Annotated in this window: 16 protein-coding genes; 7 read left to right on the forward strand and 9 right to left on the reverse strand. The window is 65.9% G+C overall.

Going from position 1 to position 25129, the window contains the following annotated elements:
- Positions 1–4 precede the first annotated feature (4 nt).
- The 5 genes from pstA to secA form a co-directional block, all read right to left on the reverse strand.
- On the reverse strand, positions 5–1597 hold the full coding sequence (pstA, locus tag FQ775_RS16480; RefSeq protein ID WP_146298482.1) for a phosphate ABC transporter permease PstA: 1593 nt from the start codon (positions 1595–1597) through the stop codon (positions 5–7).
- Positions 1590–2978, reverse strand: coding sequence for a phosphate ABC transporter permease subunit PstC (gene pstC / locus FQ775_RS16485; RefSeq protein ID WP_146298483.1), 1389 nt, complete (start codon positions 2976–2978; stop codon positions 1590–1592). Before pstC ends, pstA begins: the two co-directional genes overlap by 8 nt.
- A gap of 111 nt (positions 2979–3089) precedes the next feature.
- Positions 3090–4094 (reverse strand): substrate-binding domain-containing protein, encoded by a 1005-nt coding sequence (locus FQ775_RS16490; protein WP_146298484.1) that lies wholly within the window; start codon positions 4092–4094, stop codon positions 3090–3092.
- A gap of 466 nt (positions 4095–4560) precedes the next feature.
- Positions 4561–9099: a PAS-domain containing protein gene (locus FQ775_RS16495; protein ID WP_146298485.1), complete on the reverse strand. Its 4539-nt coding sequence runs from the start codon at positions 9097–9099 to the stop codon at positions 4561–4563.
- A gap of 113 nt (positions 9100–9212) precedes the next feature.
- Positions 9213–11945, reverse strand: coding sequence for a preprotein translocase subunit SecA (gene secA, locus FQ775_RS16500; RefSeq protein WP_146298486.1), 2733 nt, complete (start codon positions 11943–11945; stop codon positions 9213–9215).
- 245 nt (positions 11946–12190) lie between these two features.
- Here secA and FQ775_RS16505 point away from each other — a divergent pair, with 245 nt between their 5' ends.
- The 7 genes from FQ775_RS16505 (at position 12191) to FQ775_RS16535 (ending at position 18748) form a co-directional block, all read left to right on the forward strand.
- A complete protein-coding gene (locus tag FQ775_RS16505; protein ID WP_146298487.1) occupies positions 12191–13048 on the forward strand; it encodes a peptidylprolyl isomerase in 858 nt (285 codons plus the stop codon).
- A 23-nt stretch (positions 13049–13071) separates the two neighbouring features.
- Entirely contained in the window at positions 13072–14313 is a 1242-nt protein-coding gene (gene argJ, locus FQ775_RS16510; protein ID WP_146298488.1) for a bifunctional glutamate N-acetyltransferase/amino-acid acetyltransferase ArgJ, read from the forward strand.
- An 18-nt stretch (positions 14314–14331) separates the two neighbouring features.
- On the forward strand, positions 14332–15102 hold the full coding sequence (locus FQ775_RS16515) for a GNAT family N-acetyltransferase (protein WP_146298489.1): 771 nt from the start codon (positions 14332–14334) through the stop codon (positions 15100–15102).
- Positions 15099–15518 carry a (deoxy)nucleoside triphosphate pyrophosphohydrolase gene (locus FQ775_RS16520; RefSeq protein WP_146298490.1) on the forward strand — a complete coding sequence of 140 codons (420 nt, stop codon included), beginning with the start codon at positions 15099–15101 and terminating at the stop codon, positions 15516–15518. Before FQ775_RS16515 ends, FQ775_RS16520 begins: the two co-directional genes overlap by 4 nt.
- Positions 15519–15602: 84 nt before the next feature.
- Positions 15603–15920: a hypothetical protein gene (locus tag FQ775_RS16525; RefSeq protein ID WP_146298491.1), complete on the forward strand. Its 318-nt coding sequence runs from the start codon at positions 15603–15605 to the stop codon at positions 15918–15920.
- Positions 15921–16029: 109 nt separating this feature from the next.
- A complete protein-coding gene (locus FQ775_RS16530; protein ID WP_146298492.1) occupies positions 16030–16197 on the forward strand; it encodes a Flp family type IVb pilin in 168 nt (55 codons plus the stop codon).
- Positions 16198–16420: 223 nt separating this feature from the next.
- Positions 16421–18748 carry an acyl-CoA dehydrogenase gene (locus tag FQ775_RS16535; protein WP_146298493.1) on the forward strand — a complete coding sequence of 776 codons (2328 nt, stop codon included), beginning with the start codon at positions 16421–16423 and terminating at the stop codon, positions 18746–18748.
- 12 nt (positions 18749–18760) lie between these two features.
- Here FQ775_RS16535 and FQ775_RS16540 read toward each other — a convergent pair whose 3' ends face one another.
- The 4 genes from FQ775_RS16540 to FQ775_RS16555 form a co-directional block, all read right to left on the reverse strand.
- On the reverse strand, positions 18761–20623 hold the full coding sequence (locus tag FQ775_RS16540) for an acetyl-CoA hydrolase/transferase C-terminal domain-containing protein (protein ID WP_349291484.1): 1863 nt from the start codon (positions 20621–20623) through the stop codon (positions 18761–18763).
- Positions 20620–22716, reverse strand: a complete 2097-nt coding sequence (locus tag FQ775_RS16545; RefSeq protein WP_246730155.1) for a 3-hydroxyacyl-CoA dehydrogenase NAD-binding domain-containing protein — start codon at positions 22714–22716, stop codon at positions 20620–20622. The genes FQ775_RS16540 and FQ775_RS16545 overlap by 4 nt, the downstream gene beginning before the upstream one ends.
- A complete protein-coding gene (locus FQ775_RS16550; protein WP_146298494.1) occupies positions 22716–24104 on the reverse strand; it encodes an acetyl-CoA C-acetyltransferase in 1389 nt (462 codons plus the stop codon). Before FQ775_RS16550 ends, FQ775_RS16545 begins: the two co-directional genes overlap by 1 nt.
- Before the next feature lie 134 nt (positions 24105–24238).
- Positions 24239–25126, reverse strand: coding sequence for an intradiol ring-cleavage dioxygenase (locus FQ775_RS16555; protein ID WP_146298495.1), 888 nt, complete (start codon positions 25124–25126; stop codon positions 24239–24241).
- Between the last annotated feature and the right edge of the window lie 3 nt (positions 25127–25129).

Raw genomic sequence — 25129 nt, forward strand, 5'->3', positions numbered from 1 at the left:
TCCGTTACCAGCGACGCTCGAAGCGCTTGCGCAGCACAACAGCGATGGCGTTCATGATCACCAGAAATCCGAGCAGAATCAAAATCGCCGCCGAGGTCTTCTGCTGGAAACCCGGCTCCGGGAAATCCGACCACATGTAGATCTGCACCGGCAGCACCGTCGCCGCGTCGGTGAACCCGCCGGGAATGTCGACGATGAAGGCCACCATGCCGATCATCAGCAGCGGCGCAGTCTCGCCCAGCGCCTGCGCCATACCGATAATGGTGCCGGTCATGATGCCGGGCATGGCGAGCGGCAGCACATGGTGGAAGATCGTCTGCACCTTCGACGCACCGATGCCGAGCGCGGCTTCGCGGATCGACGGCGGCACGGCGCGCAGGGCGGCGCGCGCGGCGATGATGATGGTCGGCAGCGTCATCAGCGCCAGCACCATGCCGCCGACCAGCGGCGCCGAACGCGGCAGGTTGAACCAGTTGAGGAACACGGCAAGGCCGAGCAGACCGAAGACAATCGACGGCACCGCCGCCAGATTGTTGATGTTGACCTCGATCAGGTTGGTGATCCGGTTCTTGGGCGCGAACTCCTCCAGGTAGATCGCCGCCGAAACGCCGATCGGGAAGGACAGCGCCAGGGTCACCAGCATGGTCAGCGCCGAGCCGATCACCGCGCCCCAGATGCCGGCCAGTTCCGGTTCGCGGCTGGCGCCGGTGAAGAAGAACAGCGTCGCCCAGCGGCTCTCGATGAGGTCGCGCGCGTTGAGCCGGTCGAGCCACACGATCTCGCGGTCGGTGATCTTGCGGTTGGCCTCCGCCGTCACGATGGTGCGCAGCGTCGCCGCCACCGGCGATGTCGCAGCCTCGGTCAGCGGTTCGTAGACGATGCCCTTGCCCGAGGCGCCGCCTCCGTCGGCCGCCGCAAGTTCGGTCAACTTCACTACGCCGCCGGCGATGTCGAGCAGGAACGAATCGGAACCGCTGGTCATGCGCAGCACCCCGCCGTCTCCCTCCACGGCACGCGCACCGCGGGCGAGTTCGAGGATGGTGCTGTCGGCAAAGCCGAGGTCGACATCGCCCTCCTGCGCCGACACGGTGACGCCCGACAGCTCCCGTGACTCACCGGACTTGGCCAGAAGGCCTTTCAGATAGAGATCGGCAAAATCATCGAGCGGGACGCTGATGCCTGGCGTCTGGCCCAGTAGAGCGGGATCGGCTTCGATCTCCTCGCGCAGGATCACGCCGGCGCCGGTCGAGATCAGGCCGCGCAGCAGACGCCTTTCCTGGCGCCCCGTTGCGGTCGGAAACTCGTTCGACAGGGCGTCGTGAATGATACCGAGATGATTGGCCGAAGACGGATCCTCGGGGTTCACGTTCTCCGCCGAAAGATTGACCGGCAGCGTGACGTAATGCTGGTGAAAGGCCGGCAGCGCCTTGGTGACGATGGTCGATAACAGCAGCAGCAGGAAAAACGCGGCCAGTGCGACGGCGCCGGCGCCGAGCAGCTTGAAACGCATCTCGGCGGCGTAGCGGCCCTTCAGACGCGCCTTGGCGGCGGCGTCGGTGTGGAGTCCGGTCGATACGGTAGCAGCGGTATCAGTCATACTGTTCACGATACTTCTGGACCACACGGAGCGCGATCACGTTGAGGGTGAGCGTGATGATGAAGAGCAGCAGCCCGAGCGCGAACGCGGCGCGGGTCTTGGCGCTGTCGAATTCCTGGTCGCCTACCAGAAGCGTGACGATCTGCACCGTCACGGTGGTCACCGCCTCGAGCGGATTGAGCGTCAGATTGGCGGCGAGGCCGGCCGCCATGACCACGATCATGGTCTCGCCGACGGCGCGGCTGACCGCCAGCAGAAGCGCGGACACGATGCCCGGCAAGGCTGCCGGGAGGACGACGCGGCGGATGGTTTCGGAGCGTGTGGCGCCGAGACCCGCCGAGCCGTCGCGCAGCGATTGCGGCACGGCGTTGATGACGTCGTCGGAGAGCGACGACACGAAGGGGATGATCATGATGCCCATGACCACGCCGGCCGCCAGGGCCGATTCCGACGCCACATCGAGGCCGAGCGCTTCGCCCAGATTGCGGAAGAACGGCGCCATCGTCAGCGCGGCGAAGAAGCCGTAGACCACGGTCGGGATGCCGGCAAGGATCTCCAGGATCGGCTTGGCGACGGCGCGGACGGTCTGCGTCGCGTAGTCGGAAAGATAGATCGCCGCCATCAGCCCGATCGGCGCGGCGATGACCATGGCGATGAAGGTGATCAGCAGCGTGCCGGCCAGAAGCGGTATGGCGCCGAAGATTTCGGTATTCACGTCGCCGGCGTCCCCGCCGGCGCCGGTAAAGGCGCTCTGCGGCGACCAGTGCAGGCCGAACAGGAAGTTGAAGATCGGGATCTCCGAGAAGAACAGGATCGACTCGAAGATCAGCGAAAAGACGATGCCGATCGTGGTCAGGATCGCGATCAGCGAACACAGGATCAGGAACCAGCGCACGACACGCTCGACGACGTGACGGGCGCGGAAGCGCGGCGCGATCCTGTTGTAGGCGAGGTAGGTGCCGGCGGCCGCGAGCACGAGGGCGATCGCCACGATGATCCAGACGCTGGTGGCGTGGATCGATTGGTAGACCGCGGCGGCGGCCTCCTTGGTCTCGTCGGGGAACGAAACGATGCCGCCGAAGGCCATGGCGCGCGAATCGCGCAGGAACGCCTGCACCTGCGGGAGGCCCATATCGGCAAGTTCCGCGGCGAAGCGGGACATGACGATCGAGTCCTCGATACCCGGGGTGGCGATGCGCCATACGATGATGGCGAACAGCGCCGGTGCGGCGGCGAACAGCGCCAGGAAGACACCATGCTGAGCCGGGAGCGAGTGGAGTTGCGCGACCTCGCCGCCCACAACCGTCACGGCGCGGGAGCGCCCCGCGAAATATGAGGCGATGGCGAGGACGATGAGAAACAGAACCAGATAGCTGATCATCTCGACGCAGCCCCCTCGGCAATGAACTGCCCGGCGCCACCCCTCAGCGGCGCCGGCAAATCGAAAGGAAACGACCCGGACGGCAAGGCCGCCCGGGCCGGAAACAGCGGCTTAGGAGCCCATGCCCTTGAGAGCCTGCGCGTCCTCGGCCTGCGTGGCGCGCTCGGCGTCCGGCAGCGGGATCAGGCCCTTGTCGGCCAGGTAGCCCTCAGGGCCCCAGGCGGCGTCGGAGGTGTATTCGGTAATGAACTCAGCCATGCCGGGGATGACGCCGACATGTTCCTTCTTGGCGTAGATGTAGAGCGAACGCGACACGCCATAATCGCCGGAAGCGATGTTGTCGAAGGTCGGCTCGATACCGCCGATCTTCGAACCCTGCAGCTTGTCGGCGTTCTGGTCGAGGAAGGAGAAGCCGAAGATGCCGAAGGCCTTCGGATTGGCCTCGAGCTTCTGGACGATCAGATTGTCGTTCTCGCCGGCCTCGACATAGCCGCCATCTTCACGGATTTCCGTGCAGGCCTTTTCGTTGGCGGCCTCGACGGCCTCCTGGCAGGCCTCTTCCATGACGAGCTCGACAAAGGCGTCGCGCGTGCCGGAGGTGGGCGGCGGGCCAAGCACTTCGATCTTGTCGGCCGGCAGCGACGAATCGACGTCAGCCCAGGTCATGTACGGGTTGGCGACGACCTTGCCATCAACTTCGACGTTCTTGGCGAGCGCCTTGAAAATCTGCTCCTTGGTCAGCTCGAGCGCCGCACCAGCCTTCGAGTTGGCGATGACGATGCCGTCGAAGCCGACCTTGATCTGAACCGGGGTTACGCCATTGCCCTTGCAGGTCTCCAGCTCGGAGTCCTTGATGGCGCGCGAGGCGTTGGTGAAGTCCGGGGTGCTTTCGCCGACGCCGGCGCAGAACAGCTTCATGCCGCCGCCCGTGCCGGTCGATTCGACCACCGGGGTCTGGAACTTGCCGGTCTGGCCGAGCTTTTCGGCAACGGCGGTGGTGAAGGGGAAGACGGTCGACGAACCGACGATCTGGATCTGGTCCCGCGCCGCGGCAACGCCGGCGGATGCGGCCAGGGCGAGGGCCGCAGCCGACGCCGAAAGGACGAATTTCTTCATTGGGCCTACTCCTGTTCGGAATTCCTGGGCGCCGTTTTCCAACGACGACACGGCCCGCTTAAAGCTCGCATGTTACAGTTCGATGACAGTTTTGTGTCGCCCCTGTAACGCGGGCGGACAGCCACCCGCTCCGGTCAACCGGCAACGCTGAGCCGGCACTGGATTCGCGCCTGCGAATCAGCGCCTTGAGGCTCCCGCCCATCGCGAAACCTCTGGTCGACAAGGCGGTCGGGATGGCGAAAAAAAGCCGGGCAGGAGAGCGACACGGTGCTTGGGGCACTGCCGGCGGACCTTTGAGGAACTGGATCGGTTGGAGCTTGCGATCGCCAAGTCCGATCCGCCGCCGCTCATCCTGCCCGGAAGGGGTGAATGAAGGTGGCCAACCGTACTATGGGTGGGGGCAGGACTGGCTATTCCGCGATCGCACCATGCTTGGCCTGCTGAGCATAAATCGGCCCAAGCGGCCTCAGCCAGCGTCGCTGCGCAGTTCCGCATCTTCTTCAAGCCATTTGCGGACCTTGTCGAGCAGAGCGTTGGGACTGATCGGCTTGGGCAGGTAGTCGTCCATGCCGGCCGACAGGCAGCGTTCGCGGTCGCCCTTCAGCGCATGCGCGGTAACCCCGACGATAGGCACGCGGTATTCGCCCCACTCGGCTTCGGCGGCGCGGATGGCCTGGGTCGCCTCAAGCCCGTTCATCTCCGGCATCGAGACGTCCATGAGGATCATGCCCGGCTCCATCTCGATATGCGCGGCAACCGCCAGCGCCCCGTTGCGCACGATCTCGAAGGTGTAGGGCGTTTCGCCGAGGATCTGGGCGAAGACCAGCTGGTTCACCTCGTTGTCCTCGGCGACGAGGATGTCGAGGCGCCGGGCCGACACCCGCTGCGGCCGGTCTGCCGTGGGCGGCGCCGCGACGACTGGCTGCGGCTCGCTCGGCACCGGTTCAGACACCGGCGCGGCGTCGACAACGTCCTCGCCTTCGTGTGAGGCGGCGCGCCCCTTCTGCATCTCGCCGACGAGCACTTCCAGGAGCGCCGACGAACGCGCCGGCTTGATGAGCTGCGCACTGATGTCGAGCTTGGCGAATTGGGCGTTGTTCATGGTCTGGTCAACCGAGGTCAGCATGACGATCGGGGTCGCCGCGATCAGCGGATTGGCTCGGATCGCCGCTGCCACCTCAGCACCGGTCATGCCGGGCATCTGGTAGTCGAGCACCACGCAGTCGACCCGCATGCCGAGCCGCGCAGTCTCCTTCAGCACCGCCAGTGCTTCCGGTCCGTTGCGCGCCGCGCAGGCGTCGAAACCCCACGAATTCATCTGCTCGATCAGGATCGAGCGATTGACCTCGTTGTCATCGACGACCAGCACCCGCGCGCCGCTCACATCGATCGGCATCTGCTTTATCCGTCCTGACTCCTCGGCGACAGGCAATGAAACCGTGAACCAGAACGTCGATCCTCTACCGAGGCTGCTCACGGCGCCGATCTTGCCGCCCATCAGTTCGACAAGCCGCGAGGTGATGGCAAGCCCCAGCCCGGTGCCCTCGTGGCGGCGGGTCGAGCTCGAATCGACCTGGCTGAACTTTTCGAAGACAAGCGCCAGCTTGTCGTCCGGAATACCGATACCCGTATCGGTGACCTTGAAGGTCAGCGTAGCGTGTCCGTCCCGCTCCTTGCCGGAGACATCGACGAGGACATGACCGGAATCGGTGAACTTGACCGCATTGCCGACGAGATTGGTAACGATCTGGCGCAGGCGCCCTACATCGCCCACCACCATGCGCGGGAGGCCGGGCGCAACGCGCACGATCAGCTCGAGATCCTTTTCCTTGGCGCGTGTCGACATCAGTGTGGCGACGTCCTCTACCGACTCGGCAAGGTTGAGCGGCGCCGGGTCGAGCACCAGCTGGCCGGCGTCGATCTTGGAGAAATCGAGAATGTCGTTGATGATGGTGAGGAGCGCGTTGCCCGACTTGACGATGATGTCGGTGAAGGTGCGCTGCTTCTGGTCGAGTTCGCTTTTGGCCAGCAGTTCGGCCATGCCGAGCACACCGTTCATCGGCGTGCGGATTTCATGGCTCATATTGGCGAGGAATTCCGACTTGGCCCGATCCGCCAGCACGGCGCGCTGCTCGGCGGCGCGCAGCTCCTCCTCGCGCCTCTTCAACTCGGAAACGTCGGTCGTCGTGCCGATGAGATAGAGCGTTCCGTCAGAGGCAATCATCGTGCTCTTGCGAGCGATGCGGTGACACGGCGTGCCGTCCGACGACGTCGCCGTCTCCTCGATCTCCTTCATCTCGCCCGATTCCAGGACCGCGCGATCGGCGTCCATATAGGCCACGCCCTCGTGCCCGAAGACCTCGGCGTCGGTGCGGCCGATCGCGTCGACCTTGTCGAGGCCGGTCAGGTCGCACCAACCCTGGTTGACGTAGACGAGCTTGAGGTCAGGCTTCTTGGCGTAGATGGCGACCGGTACGTTGTCGATCAGGCTGCGGAAGAGCTCATTCTCGCGTGTCGTCTCGCGCAGCGCTGCTTCGCGCTCCTTCAGTTCGGTGATGTCGACCCGCACACCGACGAACAGCCCGTCATCCGTACGTGTATCGTAGACCTGATACCAGCGCCCGTCCGGGTTGCGTCGCTCCGAGACGCCCCGGGCCATGTAGTAACGTCGCAGCGTGCCTTCGACCCAGGCTTCGCGGTCGGTGTCATAAAGCGCGTCGAGCGCATCGTCGCCGCTGACCCGGAAATAGCCGGCATCGTGCGCGGCCTCGATCGCCGTGCGCAATTCCTGGCCCGGCTCGCTGAACGCCGCCAGCGCCGGCAGGTTTTCCTTGATGATCCGGTTGGAAAGCACCAACCGGTCGTTCTTGTCGTAGATGATGACGCCGGCCGGCAGGGTCTCCAGCACCTTGGCGAGCAGTTCGCGCGCCTCTTCCGCCTCACGCTCGCGGCGCTTGATGTCGGTGATGTCAAAAATAAAGCCGGCTACATACTTCGTGCCTGTCTCGGTCTCGAGCCGGTTCTTGCGGACCACCCGTGACCAGCCGATGCCCTCGAACTCGAAATCCTCCTCGACCCGATAGTCGTTGCCGGTCTCGAGCACCACGCTTTCGCTGGCCTCGAAGTCCGCGGCTTCCTCCGCATCGACATAGTCGCTCGCGCGACGGCCGAGCATTGCACCCGGGTTGGTGCCAAAGAGGTCGGCGAAGGCCTCATTGACAAAGACGAAGCGCAGTTCCGCATCCTTGACGAAGACCGGATCCTTAACACCGTTGATCACGGCGTCGGCAAGGTGCGCCCGCTCAAGGGCCTCGGCGAGCTCCGCCTCGCGCTCTTTGATCTGCGTGACATCGTAGTAGCAGACCAGGCGCTTGCCGCCGGAAAGCGAGGTCACCGAATAGATCAGCGTCGAGCCGTCACGGCGCTGGAATTCGCGGGGCGGGATGTTGCCGTCGCGTATCTCGGCCAGGCGATGGGCGACATAGTCCTCCCAGTCGGCGTCGGCGACATCGTAGATGCCGTTGTGACGGTTGATGTCCATCAGGTCGCGGAACGAGCAGCCGACGCCGACATCCCCGCGCTCAAGGCGCCAGATGTCGTAGAAGGCGCGGTTGACGATCTCGGCCTTCAGGTCGGAATCAAGCAGCACCACGCCCATGCGCATGGTGTCGATCGTGCGCTCCAGATCGGACAGCAATTCGCCGGAACGCTCGGTCGCCGCCGCTAGCTCGGTCTCACGCTTCTTGAGATCGGTGATGTCGGTGCGGATGCCGACCCGGTCGCCGGTGCCGGTGATCTGGTCGCGACGCATCATCCAGCGCCCGTCATGGGTCTCGAACACGATCTCCTGGCCGAGTTCCCGGACTCGGCTCGCGGCGTGTTCGCGCGCCCACTCCTCTTCGCGACCGACCGCATCCTTCACGACACCGGTCTGCGCGAATTCGTACAGCATCTCCTCGAAGGTTCTGCCGACGGCAAGGTTGGGCAGGAACGCGAACTGGCCGCGGAACGCATCGTTGCAGGCGACGAGCCGGTCGTCCGCGTCCCAGAGCACGAAGCCGTCGCGCAGGGCATCGATCGCCGCCTGCAGCCTCGCCTTCGCCGCCTCCGCCTCTGCGCGGGCGCCCTCGGCGGCTTCCTCGCGCCGCTTGAGTTCGGTGACGTCGGTGCAGATGCCCATGCGGCCGCCGTCGTCGGTGCGCAGCTCCCGGTGCAGCACCCAGCGGCCATCGGCGAATTGCAGCATCGTCGGCCCATGCCCGGCCTCTCCGCGTCCGGCGAGATAGGCGTCGCGCCATTCGGCCGGGCTGTACTCGCCGGTGCTCCACAAACCACGATCGAGGCCGGCATCGACGAACTCGCTGACGTGAAGCCCGGTGCGGATGACGTCCTCAAGGCCGGCATACATGGTGACGAGCGCCTCGTTGTAGAGCACGATGCGATCGTCCCGGTCATAGTAGACAAAGGCGTCTTCCATGACGTTGAGCGCCGCCATCAGCCGTTCGGCGTTCGTCTCCTCCAGATCCGTGCCGGCAGGATCATTCTCGACAGCACGCCGTTCGGGCTCGCGATGAACCTGTCGCAAAAGCGGCGTGACATTGCGGGCCAAACCGCGATAACCGGCAAACCGCCCCTTGCGATCGAAACGGGGAACGCCGGAGAGGAGGACGTGCCGACATTCGGCACGCGCGGCGCCAAGCGTGACCAGGAAATCGCCAAATGGCCGGTGCGCCGCAAGGTCCGCCCGGTGCGCGGCAGCCGCCTCAGGCGAGGACGCCTCGCGATCGAGCGTATCAAGCCGCGAGCGGCCGATGATCGACGAACGCTTGATGCCGGTTGCAGCCTGGCAGCCTTCACTGACATGGGTATAGCAATGCCGGGCGTCGGTTTCCCACACCCAGTCCGCCGCAGCACCAACCATGCCGGCAAGCGACGCCTTGTCCCATCCCCTGGGAACCGCGCCGCCCGGCGGCTCGTCGCGCGCCCTGTCCCTGCCGTTCTCCACCCGTAGCGCCCTTTCGACCCCCGTTGAGCGAGCGAAGGATGCGCGACAAGCCTTAACGTTCGGCTAACCTTAACGGATTCTCGCCAGCGGGCGATTGCGGCGGGGCGCGGCGCCTAGACGAAAGCGCCGTGGCAGTGCTTGAACTTCTTGCCGGAACCGCAAGGACAGGCCTCGTTGCGGCCGACCTTGCCCCAGCTCTCCGGATTTTCCGGATCGCGGTCTTCCGGCGCGACGTTGCGCGACGCCTGCAGGGTCGCCAGCACGCCGCCATCGTCGCCGCCAAAATCGTCCTCGCCGGTGGTAGCGTCGAGGTGATGGCCCTCGCCCTGCGGCACCTCCGGCGGCGGGGCGTCGGCGGCCTCCTTCACCAGTTCAACCCGCATCAGCTGCGCCGTTACCGCCTGGCGCAGATTGCCGAGCATGGCCTGGAACAGTTCGAACGCCTCGGACTTGTATTCGTTGAGCGGATCGCGCTGCGCATAGCCGCGGAACCCGATCACCGAGCGCAGATGGTCGAGGTTGACCAGATGTTCGCGCCAGAGATGGTCGAGCGTCTGAAGCAGGATCGACTTCTCGACATAGGCCATGATCTCGGGGCCGAAGCGCTCGGCGCGTTCCCTGGCGGCCTTTTCGGCCGCCTCGGTGATGCGCTCGCGGAGCGCTTCTTCGTCGATGCCTTCTTCCTTGGCCCACTCGTCGACCGGCAAATCCAGGTTGAGATAGGCGGAGACGCCCTGTTTCAGCGCGTCGACATCCCACTGTTCGGCGTAGGCGTTTTCGGGGATGTTGCGCGCAACCAGATCGTCGACGACGTCCTGGCGCATCTCGGCGACGGTCTCCGACATGTTCTCGCCGTCCATGAGTTCGATCCGCTGCTCGAACACCACCTTGCGCTGGTCGTTCATGACGTCGTCGAACTTCAAGAGGTTCTTGCGGATGTCGAAGTTGCGCGCCTCGACCTTCTTCTGCGCCTTTTCCAGCGCCTTGTTGATCCAGGGATGGATGATGGCCTCGTCTTCCTTGAGGCCGAGCTTCTGCAGCATGCCATCCATGCGGTCGGAGCCGAAGATGCGCATCAGGTCGTCCTGCAGCGACAGGAAGAACTTCGACCGGCCGGGGTCGCCCTGGCGGCCCGAGCGGCCGCGCAGCTGGTTGTCGATGCGGCGGCTTTCGTGGCGCTCGGTGGCCAGCACGTAGAGGCCGCCGGCGGCCAGCGCCTCGCCCTTGAGCTTGAGAATATCGTCGCGGATCGCCTTTTCCGCCGCCTCGCGCTCGGCACCCTCGGGCATGTCGCCCAGTTCCTGCTGAATGCGCATGTCGGCATTGCCGCCGAGCTGGATGTCGGTGCCGCGGCCGGCCATGTTGGTGGCGATGGTGATGGCGCCGGGCTTGCCGGCCTGGGCGATGATCTGCGCCTCGCGTTCGTGGTGGCGGGCGTTCAGGACCTCGAACTGCCCGATCCCCTCCTTGCGCAGGACGTCGGCCAATTGCTCGGATTTCTCGATCGATGTCGTGCCGACCAGGATCGGCTGGCCGCGCCCGTGCGCCTCCTTGATCTCGCGCACGATCGCGCGGAACTTCTCCTCGGCCGTGCGGTACACCTCGTCATCCTCGTCGGCGCGCGCCACCGGCAGGTTGGTCGGGATCTCGGACACGCCGAGCCCGTAGATGTTGCCGAACTCCTCGGCCTCGGTCGCCGCCGTGCCGGTCATGCCGGCAAGCTTGCCGTACATGCGGAAGTAGTTCTGGAACGTGACCGAGGCGAGCGTCTGGTTCTCGGGCTGGACCGTCACGTGCTCCTTGGCCTCGAGCGCCTGGTGCAGGCCTTCCGAATAGCGGCGGCCCGGCATCATGCGGCCGGTGAATTCGTCGATGATGACGATCTCGTCGTTGCGGACGATGTAATCCTTGTCCCTGGCGAACAGGCGGTGTGCCTTGAGGGCGTTGTTGATGTGATGGACGACGGCGACGTTCTCGACGTCGTAGAGGGAATCGCCCTTCAGCATGCCGGCATCGCGCAAGAGGCTTTCGACCTTCTCGGTACCCTGCTCGGTAAAGGTCGCGGTGCGCTGCTTCTCGTCGATCTCGTAATCGTCTGCCTCGAGCCTGGGGATGAAGCCGTCGATCTGGTTGTAGAGATCGGAGCGGTCGTCGAGAGGGCCGGAAATGATCAGCGGCGTGCGCGCCTCGTCGATCAGGATCGAGTCGACCTCGTCGACGATCGCGTAATTGTGGCCGCGCTGCACCATCTGTCCACGCTCGTATTTCATGTTGTCGCGCAGATAGTCGAAGCCGAGCTCGTTGTTGGTGCCGTAGGTGACGTCGCACTGATAGGCGGCGCGGCGCTCCTCGTCGGAGAGGCCATGGACGATGACCCCGGTGGTCAGGCCGAGGAAAGCGTAGACCTTGCCCATCCACTCCGCATCGCGCCGGGCGAGGTAGTCGTTCACGGTGACGACGTGGACGCCCTTGCCTGAAAGCGCGTTGAGATAGACCGGCAGGGTCGCGACGAGCGTCTTGCCCTCGCCGGTCTTCATCTCGGCGATCGAGCCCTCATGGAGCACCATGCCGCCGATCAGCTGCACGTCGAACGGGCGCAGCCCGAGCGCGCGCTTCGCCGCCTCGCGCACGGTCGCGAAGGCCGGCACCAGAAGGTCATCGAGCGAAGTGCCGGCGGCCACCTTCTCGCGCAGTTCGTCGGTGCGGGCGCGCAGCTGGTCGTCGGTCAGCGCCTGCATCTCGGCTTCGAGCGCGTTGATGGCTTCGACGCGCGGACGCAGCGCCTTGATGCGGCGGTCGTTGGCGGAACCGAATATCTTTCGGGCGAAGACACCGAGGCTGACCATCAAATGGTCCTTTCGATCAATTCTTTTCCGACGCGGGGGCCGGAACGTGCTTACGATCGCGATTTGGGCGGATCATCTATATCAAAAAAGCGCCCGGAAAAGGGTTCTGGACGCAAAGACGAAGGACAGATAAGAGGGGGCTCCCGTGATGTCAACTTGATGCGAGCGCCCTCTGACACGCGGATTTTCGCCTCATTCCAGCGCAAGAGCCGTTACTGGCCGCGCAACCTTTCTGGAGACGTTTCATGCCCGTTCCCTTCGCCTTCCGCCCGCTGATCGCCTGCGGAATCGCCCTGGGCCTCGCAATGACGGCGCCGAGCCTTTCCCTCGGCGCGGCGGCGGATGTGGTCGCAACCGTCAACGGTACGCCGATCACGGAAGGCGATCTGGCGATCGCCGAAAACGATCTCGACCCGCAATTCAGCCAGCTTCCGGCCGAGCAGCGGCGCGCCGCTGCTCTGTCGGCGATCATCGAAATCCGGCTTCTGGCGGGCGCCGCCGAAGAAGCCGGCCTCGGCGACAATGAGGATTTCCAGCGCCGCATGGCTTTCCTGCGCGACCGCGCGCTGCACAGCGCCTTCGTCGACGAGAACGTCGCCTCGCAGGTCAATGACGAGACCATCCGCGCCCGCTACGACCAGGAAATCGCCAATACGCCGCCGGTCAACGAAATCCGCGCCCGTCACATTCTGGTGAAAACCAGGGAAGAAGCCGACGCGGTGATCAAGGCGCTGGAGGACGGGGGCGATTTCGAGGAAATCGCCAAGGAAAAATCGACCGACGGCGCCGCCGCGCAGGGCGGCGATCTCGGCTATTTCGGCCCCGGCCAGATGGTTCCGGAGTTCGAGAAGGCCGCCTTCGCGCTCGAGGTCGGCGCTTTCTCCAAGGAACCGGTCGAGACCCAGTTCGGCTTCCACGTGATCAAGGTCGAGGACAAGCGCGTCCAGCAGCCGCCGGCATTCGACAAGGTGAAGGACCAGGTTCGCTCGATCCTGCTGCGCGAGCATTATTTCGACGCGGTCAAGGGCCTGCGCGAGAAGGCCGAGATCGACATTCCGGACGAGGCCCTGAAGGAGGCCGTCGGCAAGCTCGACCGCGAATAGTTTCGTCACGCGAGGTCGCGCCGATGACAGCCTCCATCTCGCCGCTGGCGCCGAAGAAGCAGCCGGTCCTGCCGCCGATCGACGGCGTGCGCATCGCGACCGCGGAAGCCGGCATCAAATACAAGGGACGCACCGACCTGATGGTGATGGCGTTCGCGCCTGGAACGCAGGTCGCTGGCGTGCTGACCCGCTCGAAATGCCCCTCCGCGCCGGTCGATTTCTGCCGCGAGAACCTGCCGGGCGGCAAGGCCGGCATCCTGGTGGTCAATTCCGGAAACGCGAATGCCTTCACCGGCCGCAAGGGCCGCGAGTCGGTCAACCTCACGGCGGCGGCGGCGGCGAAGGCCGCCGGCTGCGACACCGGCGAGGTCTATGTCGCTTCGACCGGGGTGATCGGCGAACCGCTCGAAGCGGGACGCTTCGCGCATCTTCTGGAACAGCTCGCCAGGGACGCCGAGGCTGATCGCTGGGAGGCCGCCGGCAAGGCGATCATGACCACCGACACCTACCCCAAATATGCCACCGCCACGGTGGCGATGGGTGATGGCGAAGTGACCATCAACGGCATTGCCAAGGGCGCCGGCATGATCGCGCCGGACATGGCGACGATGCTCTCCTTCCTGGCAACCGACGCGCCGGTCGACGCGGCCGTGCTGCGCCAGTTGCTGTCGGCGGGCACGAAGAAGACCTTCAACGCCATCACGGTGGACAGCGACACCTCGACCAGCGACACGCTGCTGATCTTTGCCACCGGCGCCGCCGAGAAGCGCGGCATTGCTCGCATCACCGAGGCCAGCGATCCCCGGCTGACGCCGTTCCGGCGCGCGCTCAACCGCGTTCTCAAGAACCTCGCGCTGCAGGTGGTGCGTGACGGCGAAGGCGCGCGCAAGGAGGTCGAGATCACCGTCAGCGGCGCCAAGTCCGCCCGTTCGGCCAAGCGCATTGCCCTTTCGATCGCCAATTCGCCGCTGGTCAAGACCGCGGTCGCCGGCGAGGACGCCAATTGGGGCCGTGTCGTCATGGCTGTGGGCAAGGCCGGCGAACCGGCCGACCGCGACCGGCTGGCGATCCATTTCGGCGACTTCCGCGTCGCGCATGAGGGCGAGCGCGACCCCGGCTATTCCGAGCAGGCGGTCTCGGCCTACATGAAGGGCGACAAAATCCGCATCGGTGTCGACCTCGGCATCGGGCGCGGCCGGGCGACGGTTTGGACATGCGACCTCACCAAGGAATATGTTGCCATCAATGGCGACTATCGCAGTTGAGCGGGGCGGCTTTTGCGGATGAAGGCGGAAAGCGCTGCTGACCTAGCCAGGGTCAGGCGCCTGGAGGCGGCAGGCTTCCGGGCCTGGCCGGCGAGTTTCGTCGTCTATGACGGTACCTGGCTGGTGCGGCTCACGGCCGGCCTGCCCGCCAAGCGGCTGAATTCCGTGAACCCGCTCGACCCCGGCGATGGCGACCGCCTCGTCGAGCGCATCGCCAAGGCGCGGCGGCGCTTCGAGGGTTATGGCCGCCCGCTGACCTTCCGCCTGACGCCGCTTGCCGGCCGCGACCTCGTGCATCACCTCGACAGGGAAGGCTGGCCGGCCTTTGGCGAGTCGGTGGTCATGCGCTGCCTGCTCGGCAATGACATGCTCGAAAATGCGATGGACCACATCCCGCTGAAGGATGTCGGCCGCTTCGTCGGTGCGGCGCTCACCGTGCACGCGCTCGATCCCGCCATGCGACCAGGACTGTCGGAAGTGATCGGCTCGATCGAACCGCAGGCCGGGCTGTTCGTGCTGGACAGCGAGGCGGTACCGGTCTCGACGGCGATCTGCGTGCATGACGGCGCGCTGGCCGGGCTTTTCGAGGTTGCCACCCGCGATGACGGCCGCGGCAAGGGGCATGGCCGGCAGATCGTGCTTTCGGCGCTGAAATGGGCGCGGCTGCGCGGCGCCGAAGAGGCCTGGCTGCAGGTCGAGGCCGACAACGTGCCGGCACTGGCGCTCTACCGCTCGCTCGGCTTTGCCGAGGTCTACCGCTACCACTATCGCCGGCCGCCCGGCTCATGAGCGCCGAGACGTCCCGCCTGCCGCTGGTGCTGGTCGCAGCCTGCGCCCTAGTCGACGCCGACGGGCGGGTGCTGATTGCCCAGCGTCCCGAGGGCAAGCAGATGGCCGGTCTGTGGGAGTTTCCGGGCGGCAAGGTCGAGCCCGGCGAGACGCCCGAGGCAACGATCATCCGCGAGCTTGCCGAGGAGCTCGGCGTGACAACCTGGGCCTCGTGCCTGGCGCCGCTGACCTTCGCCAGCCATTCCTACGACGATTTCCACCTCTTCATGCCACTCTATGTCTGCCGCCGCTTCGACGGCACGGCACGCGGGCTGGAAGGCCAGGCCGTCAAATGGGTCCGCCCGCGCGCCCTGCGCGACTATCCAATGCCCGCGGCGGACGAACCCCTGATCCCCTTCCTTATCGATCTCCTCTAGCCACCGCGGACGGCCTTCGCAGCGTTAACAGATCGTTTATCCGGCCATGCGAATCTTAGGCATATGGCGGAAGGGAACGGCGGCATGCGGCCAGAGCGGGAATGGAACGGATTCGGCGGCGGTCTGCCGTCCGCGGGCGACACCGGCATGGGCACGATCAAGCTGGCGCTGCTCTTCGGCTCGGCGGCGATCGCCGTCGGCCTGATCGTCGCGCCTTTTGCCGAAAGCCGGCTGCGCAGCGATGTCGGCATGGCCGCCGGGGCGTTCCGCGATCTCGACATGACCAGCACCGGCTCGGTGCGCTCGTCCGGCACCTATACGGTGCGCAAGAGCGTACTGCAGCAATATCCGGGCGCTGTCTGCATCATCCGCGACGACGGCCGGCGGGTCGGCGATTGCTGAACCTGTGTTGATTGCGTCGACGAAACGAAACGCGCCGTTAACCGCTTTCCTTAAGCCTTTCTCACGGCTTTGCCCCTAGACTCCGGCCAAAGAGGAAGGCTGCCGGTCCATGCTCACGCGCTTCTGGAACGATGAATCGGGCGCCACCGTCGTCGAATACGGTATCATCGTCGTGGCGCTGTCGCTGGTCATCGTCGCAGCCGTCGCCACTGTGGCCGACAGCCTTCAGGCCCTCTTCGGCGACCCTGCCGGCAAGCTGCAGCAAACGCTCAACTAGACGCCTGCCCCGCCTTCCGGCGGCAGCCGTCCCAGCGCAAACTTGAAAATCCGTTTCTGTCGGCTCGCGCGACCATTGGAATCTCGCCTGCCTTGCGGTCTAATGCCCGCATGCGGGACCGGGTGACCGCGGATTGCCGCGCCCGGCTGAGCGCCGATCTTCCAGGCAACGGGAACTCATGCGCCCGCAAGCCATTCTCCCGTAAGAGAAGCAGGAGGCTTCGATGGGCTTTCGCCGCGACAACATCACCAAGCCGATCTACCGCTGGGCATCAAAGATCATGCCGCCGATCTCCGACACCGAGCGTGAGGCGATCGACGCCGGCACGGTCTGGTGGGATGGCGAGATTTTCGGCGGCAATCCGGACTGGGACAAGCTTCTGAAGATGCCGCCGGCGCGCCTGTCGCAAGAGGAACAGACCTTCATGGACGGCCCGGTGCGAGAGCTCTGCGCCATGGTCGACGACTGGCGCATCACCTGGCAGGACCGCGACCTGCCGCAAGAGGTCTGGGACTTCATGCGCGAGAAGAAATTCTTCGGCATGATCATCCCCAAGGAGTACGGCGGCCTCGGCTTCTCCAACACGGCGCACTCGGAAGTGGTGCGCACCGTTTCCTCGGCGAGCGTCGTCGCCGGCGTCACCGTCATGGTGCCCAATTCGCTCGGCCCGGGTGAATTGCTGATGCATTTCGGCACCGACGAACAACGCAAATACTGGCTGCCAAGGCTCGCCGACGGACGCGAAATCCCCTGCTTCGGCCTGACCTCCGAGGATGCGGGTTCGGACGCCGCCGCCATGACCGACACCGGCGTCGTCGAGCATGGCGAATGGAACGGCAAGAAGGTGCTCGGCCTCAGGCTGAACTTCCACAAGCGCTACATCACGCTGGGCCCGGTGGCGACCGTCATGGGGCTCGCCTTCAAGATGCTCGATCCCGAGAACCATCTCGGCCGCGGCACCGAACTCGGCATTACCGTCGCGCTGCTGCCGACATCGACGCCCGGCGTCAGTCACGGCGAGCGCCACATCCCGCAATTCACCCATTTCCAGAACGGGCCGCTCTACGGCAAGGACGTTTTCGTGCCGCTGGACCACATCCTCGGCGGCGAGGACCAGATCGGTCAGGGCTGGACCATGCTGATGACGGCGCTGGCCGCCGGGCGCTCGATCTCGCTGCCTTCGCAGTCGGCCGCCGCAGCGGCCATGGCCGCCCGCGCTACCGGCGCCTATGCCCGCGTCCGCGAACAGTTCGGCATTCCGATCGGCCTGTTCGAGGGCATCCAGAAACATCTCGCCGACCTGGCCGCCAACGCCTATCTGATCGACGCCGGCCGGCGGCTGACGATCGCCGCGCTGGACGAGGGCCACAAGCCGTCGGTCATCTCGGCGACGATGAAATACCACGCCACCGAACGCATGCGTAACTCCATCGAAAAGGCGATGGACATCCACGGCGGCAAGGCGATCATCGATGGGCCGCGCAACTATATGGGCGGCCAGTACCGCTCGGTGCCGATCGGCATCACTGTCGAGGGCGCCAACATCCTGACCCGCAACCTGATGATCTTCGGCCAGGGCGCGATCCGCTCGCATCCCTACATGCTGGAAGAATTGCTGGCGCTTTCCGACGCGGACAAGGAGAAGGGGCTCGACGCCTTCGACAAGGCGTTCTGGGGCCATGTCGGGCACGCCTTCGCCAATGCCGGCCGCGCCTTCCTGCGCGGCTGGACCGGCGGCTGGGTCGGGCCGGCGCCGGCCGATTGCGCCATGCCCGGCCACTGGCGCCAGCTGTCGCGCTTCTCGGCCGCCTTCGCGCTTCTCGCCGACCTTTCCCTGCTGACGCTCGGCGGCGCGCTGAAGCGCAAGGAGATGCTGTCGGCGCGGCTCGGCGACATCATGTCGGAGATTTACCTGCTCGGCGCAGTTCTGAAGCGCTTCGAGGCCGAGGGGCGCCAGAACGAGGACCGCCCGATCGTAGACTTCGTCATGCAGCAGGGAACGCAGCGCATCGGCATCGCCTTCCGCGGCGTGCTCGACAATCTGCCCGCCCGCTGGGCGGCGTGGCTGACGCGGCTGATCGCGTTCCCGTTCGGCGTGCCGGAAACGATGCCGTCGGACGAACTGGCGAGTGCTGTGGCGGCGAAGCTGCTGAAGAACACGCCGCAGCGCGACCGGCTTTCGCCGGACCTTTATCTCGGCGACGGCCATGCCGAGCATCCCTTCAAGGATCTGGAACTCGCCTTCCGGCTGGTGACCGAGGCCGAGCCGATATCGAAGAAGATGCGCGAGGCCGACATCGACGATGCGGACGAGGCAGTACGGCGCGGCGTGCTCACCGGCGCCGAACATGCGCGGCTGACCGAAGCGGCCGAGGCCGTGCGCAAGGTGGTGAAGGTCGACGCCTTCCCGATGAAGGAGGTTTCCCCGATCGCCGGCCAGCACGACAAGCCGAAGCCGCAGCGCCCGAAACGCGCCGCTTCGGGCCCGGCCAAGGCAAAACCGCGCCGCCGCACGACCCGCAAGACGACGACGCGCGAAGCGGCGGAGTAGCAGGAGCGGCGATCAGCCGGACTGGCGCAGCGCCCACAAGAGCAGGCGCGCATAGAGGCGCTCACTGAAATCGCCGGGCTCGTCGAGCGCCATGCGGGCCAGGAGCAGGCGTTCGTCCGCGTCGGGCGCCTTAGCACCGAGCGTTCCCGCAAACGCGGAGGCGAGCGACAGCTTCGACGCGCTGACACGCTTCAGCAGTTCCAGCGCCGGCAGCAGCGCCTTCTCCTCGTCGGTGAACACGCTGCCGAACGGGAAGGTCGCGCACCAGCCGGCTGCCTTGGCCTTTGCCAGCGCCTCCTTTACCCGCGCGGGCGTGTTGTCGCGTGCGGTGGCCGGCAGCACATAATCCTTCTCGATCTTGCCGGCCGACTTCGCCTGCTCCAGCAATTCACCCTGGAAGGCGGCGTCGGCGATGGCGAGCATGGTCACGACACAATCGCGATCGGATTTGCCGCGAAGATCGGCGACGCCGTATTCGGTCACCACGATGTCGCGCAGATGGCGCGGAATGGTGTTGTGGCCGTAGGACCAGACCAGACGCGACTGGCGTTCGGCGCCTTTGGTGCGGGTCGCGTTGAGCGTGATCAGCGAGCGCGCATCCTCGAGCGCGAAGGCCTGGGCGACGAAGTTGTACTGGCCGCCGACGCCTGAAACGACGCGCCCGTCATCGAGCGCATCGGAAACGACGGCGCCGAGCAGCGTCGCCATCATCGCATTGTTGACGAAGCGGGCATCCTTGCGGTCGGCGCGCTTCTGTTGCTCGTTGCCATAGAGGTCGTTGACGAAGGAAATGGCGCGCATGGAAAACAGCGCACGGTCCTCGTCCGGCAGTTCCCGCAGGAACCGGTAGAATTCTTCGGAGCCGACGAAAAAGCCGGAATGCAGCAGCGCACCGTCCGCGGCCGGACGCTTCAGTATCCCTTCCCGGTAGAGGTCCATGAAACCGTCGACGAACATCTCGCTGGCCGCATAGAGCCCTGTCTCGAAAGGGCCGGTCTCGGCGCCGGCAAAGCCACCGCCGAGTGCCGCCAGCGTCTCGCGGTAGAGCGCCGGATCGCGATGCCGCAGCACCAGCCCGGCGGTGAGTGCGTCACCGAGCGAGCCGATGCCGATCTGCAGCGTGCCGCCGTCCTTGACCAGGCTTGCTGCGTGGAGGCCGACGGCGTGATCGGCATCGGAAACCGGTTGCCTCGGCACGACGAACAGCCGGTCGTCGCGCGAAGGACCATCAAGCATGTGATCGAACGCCGTTGCCGGCAATTCGGCTTCGCCCGTCATGTAGGGCAGCTCGGAGCTGACCTCGCCGACGAGCAGGCAGCGCTCGCCGCGCGCTTTCAGCGCCGGCAGGATGTCGAGGGTGATGTCGGTGTTGCAGGACAGGCTGTAGCGCGCATCGGGCCCGGTGCCGCGCTGGGCCACCAGCTGGGCGATGAGGTTGATGCCGCGGTCAAGGATATAGCGCGCCGCGTGGGTGTAGTTGGCCGATACGTAACCGCGCTGAACCGCGTCGACACCGAGCCATTGCCCGGCGAGCAGGAAAAACTCGCTGACCCGGATGTTGGGCGGCAGTTCGCCTTCGCGAAGCGCCTCCGCATAGGCAAGGCCGGGATAATCGGGGAAGAGCCGTTCGGCGAGCGGTTCGACGAAGCGCCTTTCCATGTCGCTGGAGCCGCGCGGCTTCTCAAGCGTCAGCGCGGTAAAGATGGTGAGATCGATGCCCGGATCGGCGATCGCCCGCGCGAAGATCGCATTGGCGATCGAAACGGCCTTGCCGAGGCCGAGCGGCAGTGCCATGACGATGTGCCCGTCGAGGGCGTCGATGACGGCGTCGGCGACGCTTGCAGCGTCGGAATGCTCGACCGGCAGCCCGCTCACCCGGCCTCGCCGAGTTTGTCCCAGCCCTTGTCGGGCTTGAAGCGCGGTCCGTGTTCCTTTTCGAGTGCGGCGAGGCGGTCGACAACCTCCTTCTTGCCACGATCGTGCGCGTAGCGCAGCGGCCCGCCGCGGAAGGGCGCGAAGCCGGTCGCGAACACCACCGCACCGTCGAGCGTGTCGGCGTCGGCGACGATCTTTTCACGCAGGCAGCGCACGCAGGTGTTGAGCAGCGGCAGGATCAGGCGATCCGCCATGCCTTCCGCGGGCGACGGCGCCTCCTTCGCCTTCTTCGGTTCGCCGTCGCCGTCGTAATCGTAGAAGCCGCGGCCGGCCTTGCGGCCGGTCTCGCCCTTATCGACCTTTTCGACCAGCCATTGCGGAATGTCGGGCATGGGCTCGTCGAGCCGCTCGCCTAGCATGCGGGCGACCTCCAGGCAGATGTCGAGCCCGACCCGGTCGGCAAGCTCGATCGGCCCCATCGGCATGCCGAAATCCTCCGCCGCCTTGTCGACGGTCTCCTTGGCCACGCCCTCGTCGACCATCAGGAAGGCTTCCGCCAGATAAGGCGCCAGCACCCGGTTGACCAGGAAACCCGGCGCGCTGGCGACCGGCGCGGGCAAACGGTCGATCGCGCCGCAAAAGGCGCGCGCCCTTGCAAGCGTTTCCTCGCCGGCCTTGTCGTGGGAGACGACCTCGACCAGTTCCATGCGCGTCACCGGGTTGAAGAAATGCAACCCGACCAGACGGGTCGGGTCCTTGAGGCCGGCGCGCAGCGTCTCGAGCGGGATGCTGGAGGTGTTGGTGGCGAGGATGGCACCCGGCCGCATCTGCTTTTCGGCCGCAGCGAAGACCTTCTTCTTGACATCCTCCCGCTCCGCGACGGTCTCGATGACGAGATCGGCGGCCGCAACGCCGCTGCCGTCGAAATCGGGGATCAGCCGGTCGAAGGCGTCACGGCGATCCAGCGACGAATGAAGCTTCTTGTCGAAGAATTTGCCGGCGCGGCCGACCGCGCGGCCGATCGCCTGCGGGTCGAGGTCGGCGAGCGTCACTCTCAGCCCGCGCGAGGCGCACCATGCGGCGATGTCGCCGCCCATGGTGCCGGCGCCGATGACATGGACATGCGAGATACCGGCTTCGCCCTTGCCCAGCCCTTTGAGCTTCTCGCGCAGGAAGAACAGTCGGATCAGGTTCTGCGCCGTCGGGCCGGCGAGCAGCTCGGCGAAGGAGCGTATCTCCGCCTTCTGCATGGCCTCGGCGTCGTCGCCATGTTCCTCCCAGATGTCGATCAGCCGGAACGGGGCGGGATAGTGCTCGGGCCGCGCCTTTTCCTCCGTCGCCGCGCGCATGCGTTTGGCGGCAAGCTGACGCGCCGGTCCGAGACCGAGCACGCTGGTCTTCCAGTTGCCGCGTTCGCGCTTGATCGAGCCGGCAACCGCCGCCCTGACCGCGTTTTCGACATGGCGTTCCTCGACGACCGCGTCGACAAGACCGAGCGAACGCGCCTTCTTGGTGTAGGCGGTCTTTCCGGTCAGCATCATCGTCATCGCCTCGACCGGGTCGATCTGCGCCGGCAGGCGGAACGTCCCGCCGAGGCCCGGATGCAGGCCGAGCATGACTTCGGGGAAGCCGAACGAAGCGCCATCGACCGCGATGCGGTAGCGGCAGGCAAGCGCCAGTTCCAGGCCGCCGCCGAGGCAGTGGCCGTGGATGACGGCGATGGCCGGCATGGGAAGCGCGGCAAGCCGGTCGACGATCCCGTGGGCGCGGGTCATTCGCTCCACGATCTCCGACGCGGCCGTCACGCCACGGAAATCGCGGATGTCGGCGCCGGCGATGAAGCCGCCGCGCTTGGCCGAGCGGATGACGACGCCCTTCGGTCCGGCCCGCTCGATCTCGCCGAGCATCTCGGCCAGTTCGAGCATGACCTCTTCCGACAGCGTGTTGGCGCTTTCCAACGCACGGTCGAGGACAAGCCAGGCAACACCTTCGGCGTCGGTGGCAAGGCGCCAATGGGTAAGCCGCTTCCAGTCGGCCGCGCGCGGCCCGAGCGTCATCTCACGGTCGGCGAGCACGTTGCGCACGAAGCCCATCAGACCATCTCCATCAGCATGGCGCCGCCCTGCCCGCCGCCGATGCATTCGGTGGCCACGCCGCGCTTCAGCTTCAAGCGGCGCATGGCGTTGACGAGATGCAGCACGATGCGGTTGCCGCTGGTGCCGACCGGATGGCCGAGGCTGATCGCGCCGCCGTCGACATTGAGGCGTCCGCGGTCGATTGCCCCGAACGGCTTTTTCAGCCCCAGCACCTCGCGGCAGTAGGTCTCGTCTTCCCAGGCCGCCAGGCAACCGAGCACCTGCGCGGCGAAAGCCTCGTTGAGTTCCCACAGATCGACGTCGGCAGCGCCGAGCCGGTTGCGCGAAAGCAGCGCGGTCGAGCACAGCGTCGGCCCCAGCCCCATGATGGAAGGATCGAGCGCCGACCACTCGCTGTCGACGATCTTGGCCATCGGCTCGAGCTCGTGCTTTTCAACCGCGGCCTCCGAGGCCAGCACCACCCAGGACGCCCCGTCGGTGATCTGCGAGGAGTTGCCGGCCGTGACCTTGCCGTAGGGCTTCTCGAAGACCGGCTTCAGGCCGGCGAGCTTTTCCATCGACGTGTCCGGCCGGACCCCGTCATCGTGGTCGTAGACGGTGCCGTCTTGGTCGACCGCCGGGATCAACTCGCCGCTCAGAAAGCCTTCCTGCTGGGCCCGCGATAGCCGCCGGTGGCTTTCAAGCGCATAGGCATCCGCCGCCTCGCGGGAAATGCCGAACAGGTGCCCGACCAGCTCTGCGGTCTGGCCCATGTTGAGGTCGGTGATCGGATCGGTGAGGCCGCGTTCCAGGCCGATGACCGGCTTGGCCATCTCGGGCCGGAGACCGGTGAGCGCCGTGGTCTTGGCCCAGGCCGATTTCGCGGTGGCGAATTCGCCGAACCATTCCACTGCCTCCTGACGCAGGACCAGCGGCGCGTGCGAAAGCGCCTCGGCGCCGCCGGCCAGAACGAGATCGGCGTTGCCGTCCTCGATCATGCGGAAGGCGGTGTCGATCGACTGCATGCCGGAGCCGCAATTGATCTGCACGGTGAAGGCCACCATCGCATCGCCCATGCCGAGCCGCAGCGCCGCGACGCGGGCCGGGTTCATCTCGTCGGCGATGACGTTGACGCAACCGATGATGACAAGATCGAAACTGTCGGGCGAAAAAGGCTGGCGCAGCAGAAGCGGACGCCCGCACTGCACTGCCAGATCGACCGGCGTGAACGGCCCCGGCTTGGCCCGGGCGCGCAGGAATGGCGTGCGCGCGCCGTCAACGAGATAAACGGCACGGCCAGCCCTGCTGCGCGTCGCCGATCTGGTCGAAGCCGCCGTCTGCGCCTGGCGGGGGTTTGTCCGGCGGCTGGCCGGGCTCTTCGGGTTTCCGGCGGGTTTTCTTGCCAAGTTCCCTCCGTGTGGCCGTCGTTCTGCGCGCCGATCCTTCGGCGGCTGTGCAGGAACAACGTAGGACAGACGGAGGGGGTTCCGCAAATCGGCGAGCCCTACCGACCTTTCCGCAGAGGTCGGGCTGGCGGCCTTTACCGCTTCTGTCGCGCGAGGACGAAATCGTGCTCGACCTGCCAGAACGGCGCCGTGAGTTGCAGCTCCTTTGCCGCCGCCGCATCGTCCACCTTCCGGAATTCGGCGAGCAGGCTTTCCTTCACCCCGAACACCGCGTCGGAATTGATATAGGGATCGTCCGGGTCGAAGATGTGGGTGGTCAGCGTTTCGAACCCGTCGGCCTTGATGATGTAGTGCAGATGCGCCGGCCTGAAGGGGTGACGCCCGAGCGATCCGAGCAGCTTGCCAACCGGCCCGTCGTCGGGGATCGGGTAGAATTTCGGCTTTACGGCGCGAAACCAGTAGCGGCCGTCAGGGCCGGTCCTGAACACGCCGCGCAGATTGAAATCCGGCTGGATGCCCTTCTGCTGGACGTCGTAGAAACCCTCGTCATTGGCCTGCCAGACGTCGATGACGGCGCCGGCCAGTGGATTGCCCTCGGTGTCGAGGATGCGGCCCGACACCGCCATGTCCTCGCCCTTGGCGTCGAGGCAGATGTTGGCGCCCATGGGCAGTTCGGGCGCATTGGCGACGTGGAACGGGCCGAGCACCGTCGATTCCGAAGCGCCGGACGGCTTGCGGTTGTTGATCGCGTCGACCAGCATCGAAACGCCGAGCACATCGGAGAGAAGGATGAATTCCTGGCGCCAGTCGTTGCACATGTGCCCGGTCCGGGTGAGGAACATGATCGCCTCGAACCATTCCTCCTGGGTCGGCTCTATCTCCTTGACGGCTTCGTGCAGCTTGCGGGTAATGACCTCCATGACGACCTTCAGCCGTTCGTCTTTCGCCCCGACGTTGCGGCCCGTGACCACCTCGACGGAGTTCTCCTCCGTGAAGAAACCCTTCTCGTGCGCTGCGGTCATGGC

It is taken from the genome of Nitratireductor mangrovi (assembly GCF_007922615.2).
GTDB classification, from domain to species: domain Bacteria; phylum Pseudomonadota; class Alphaproteobacteria; order Rhizobiales; family Rhizobiaceae; genus Mangrovimarina; species Mangrovimarina mangrovi.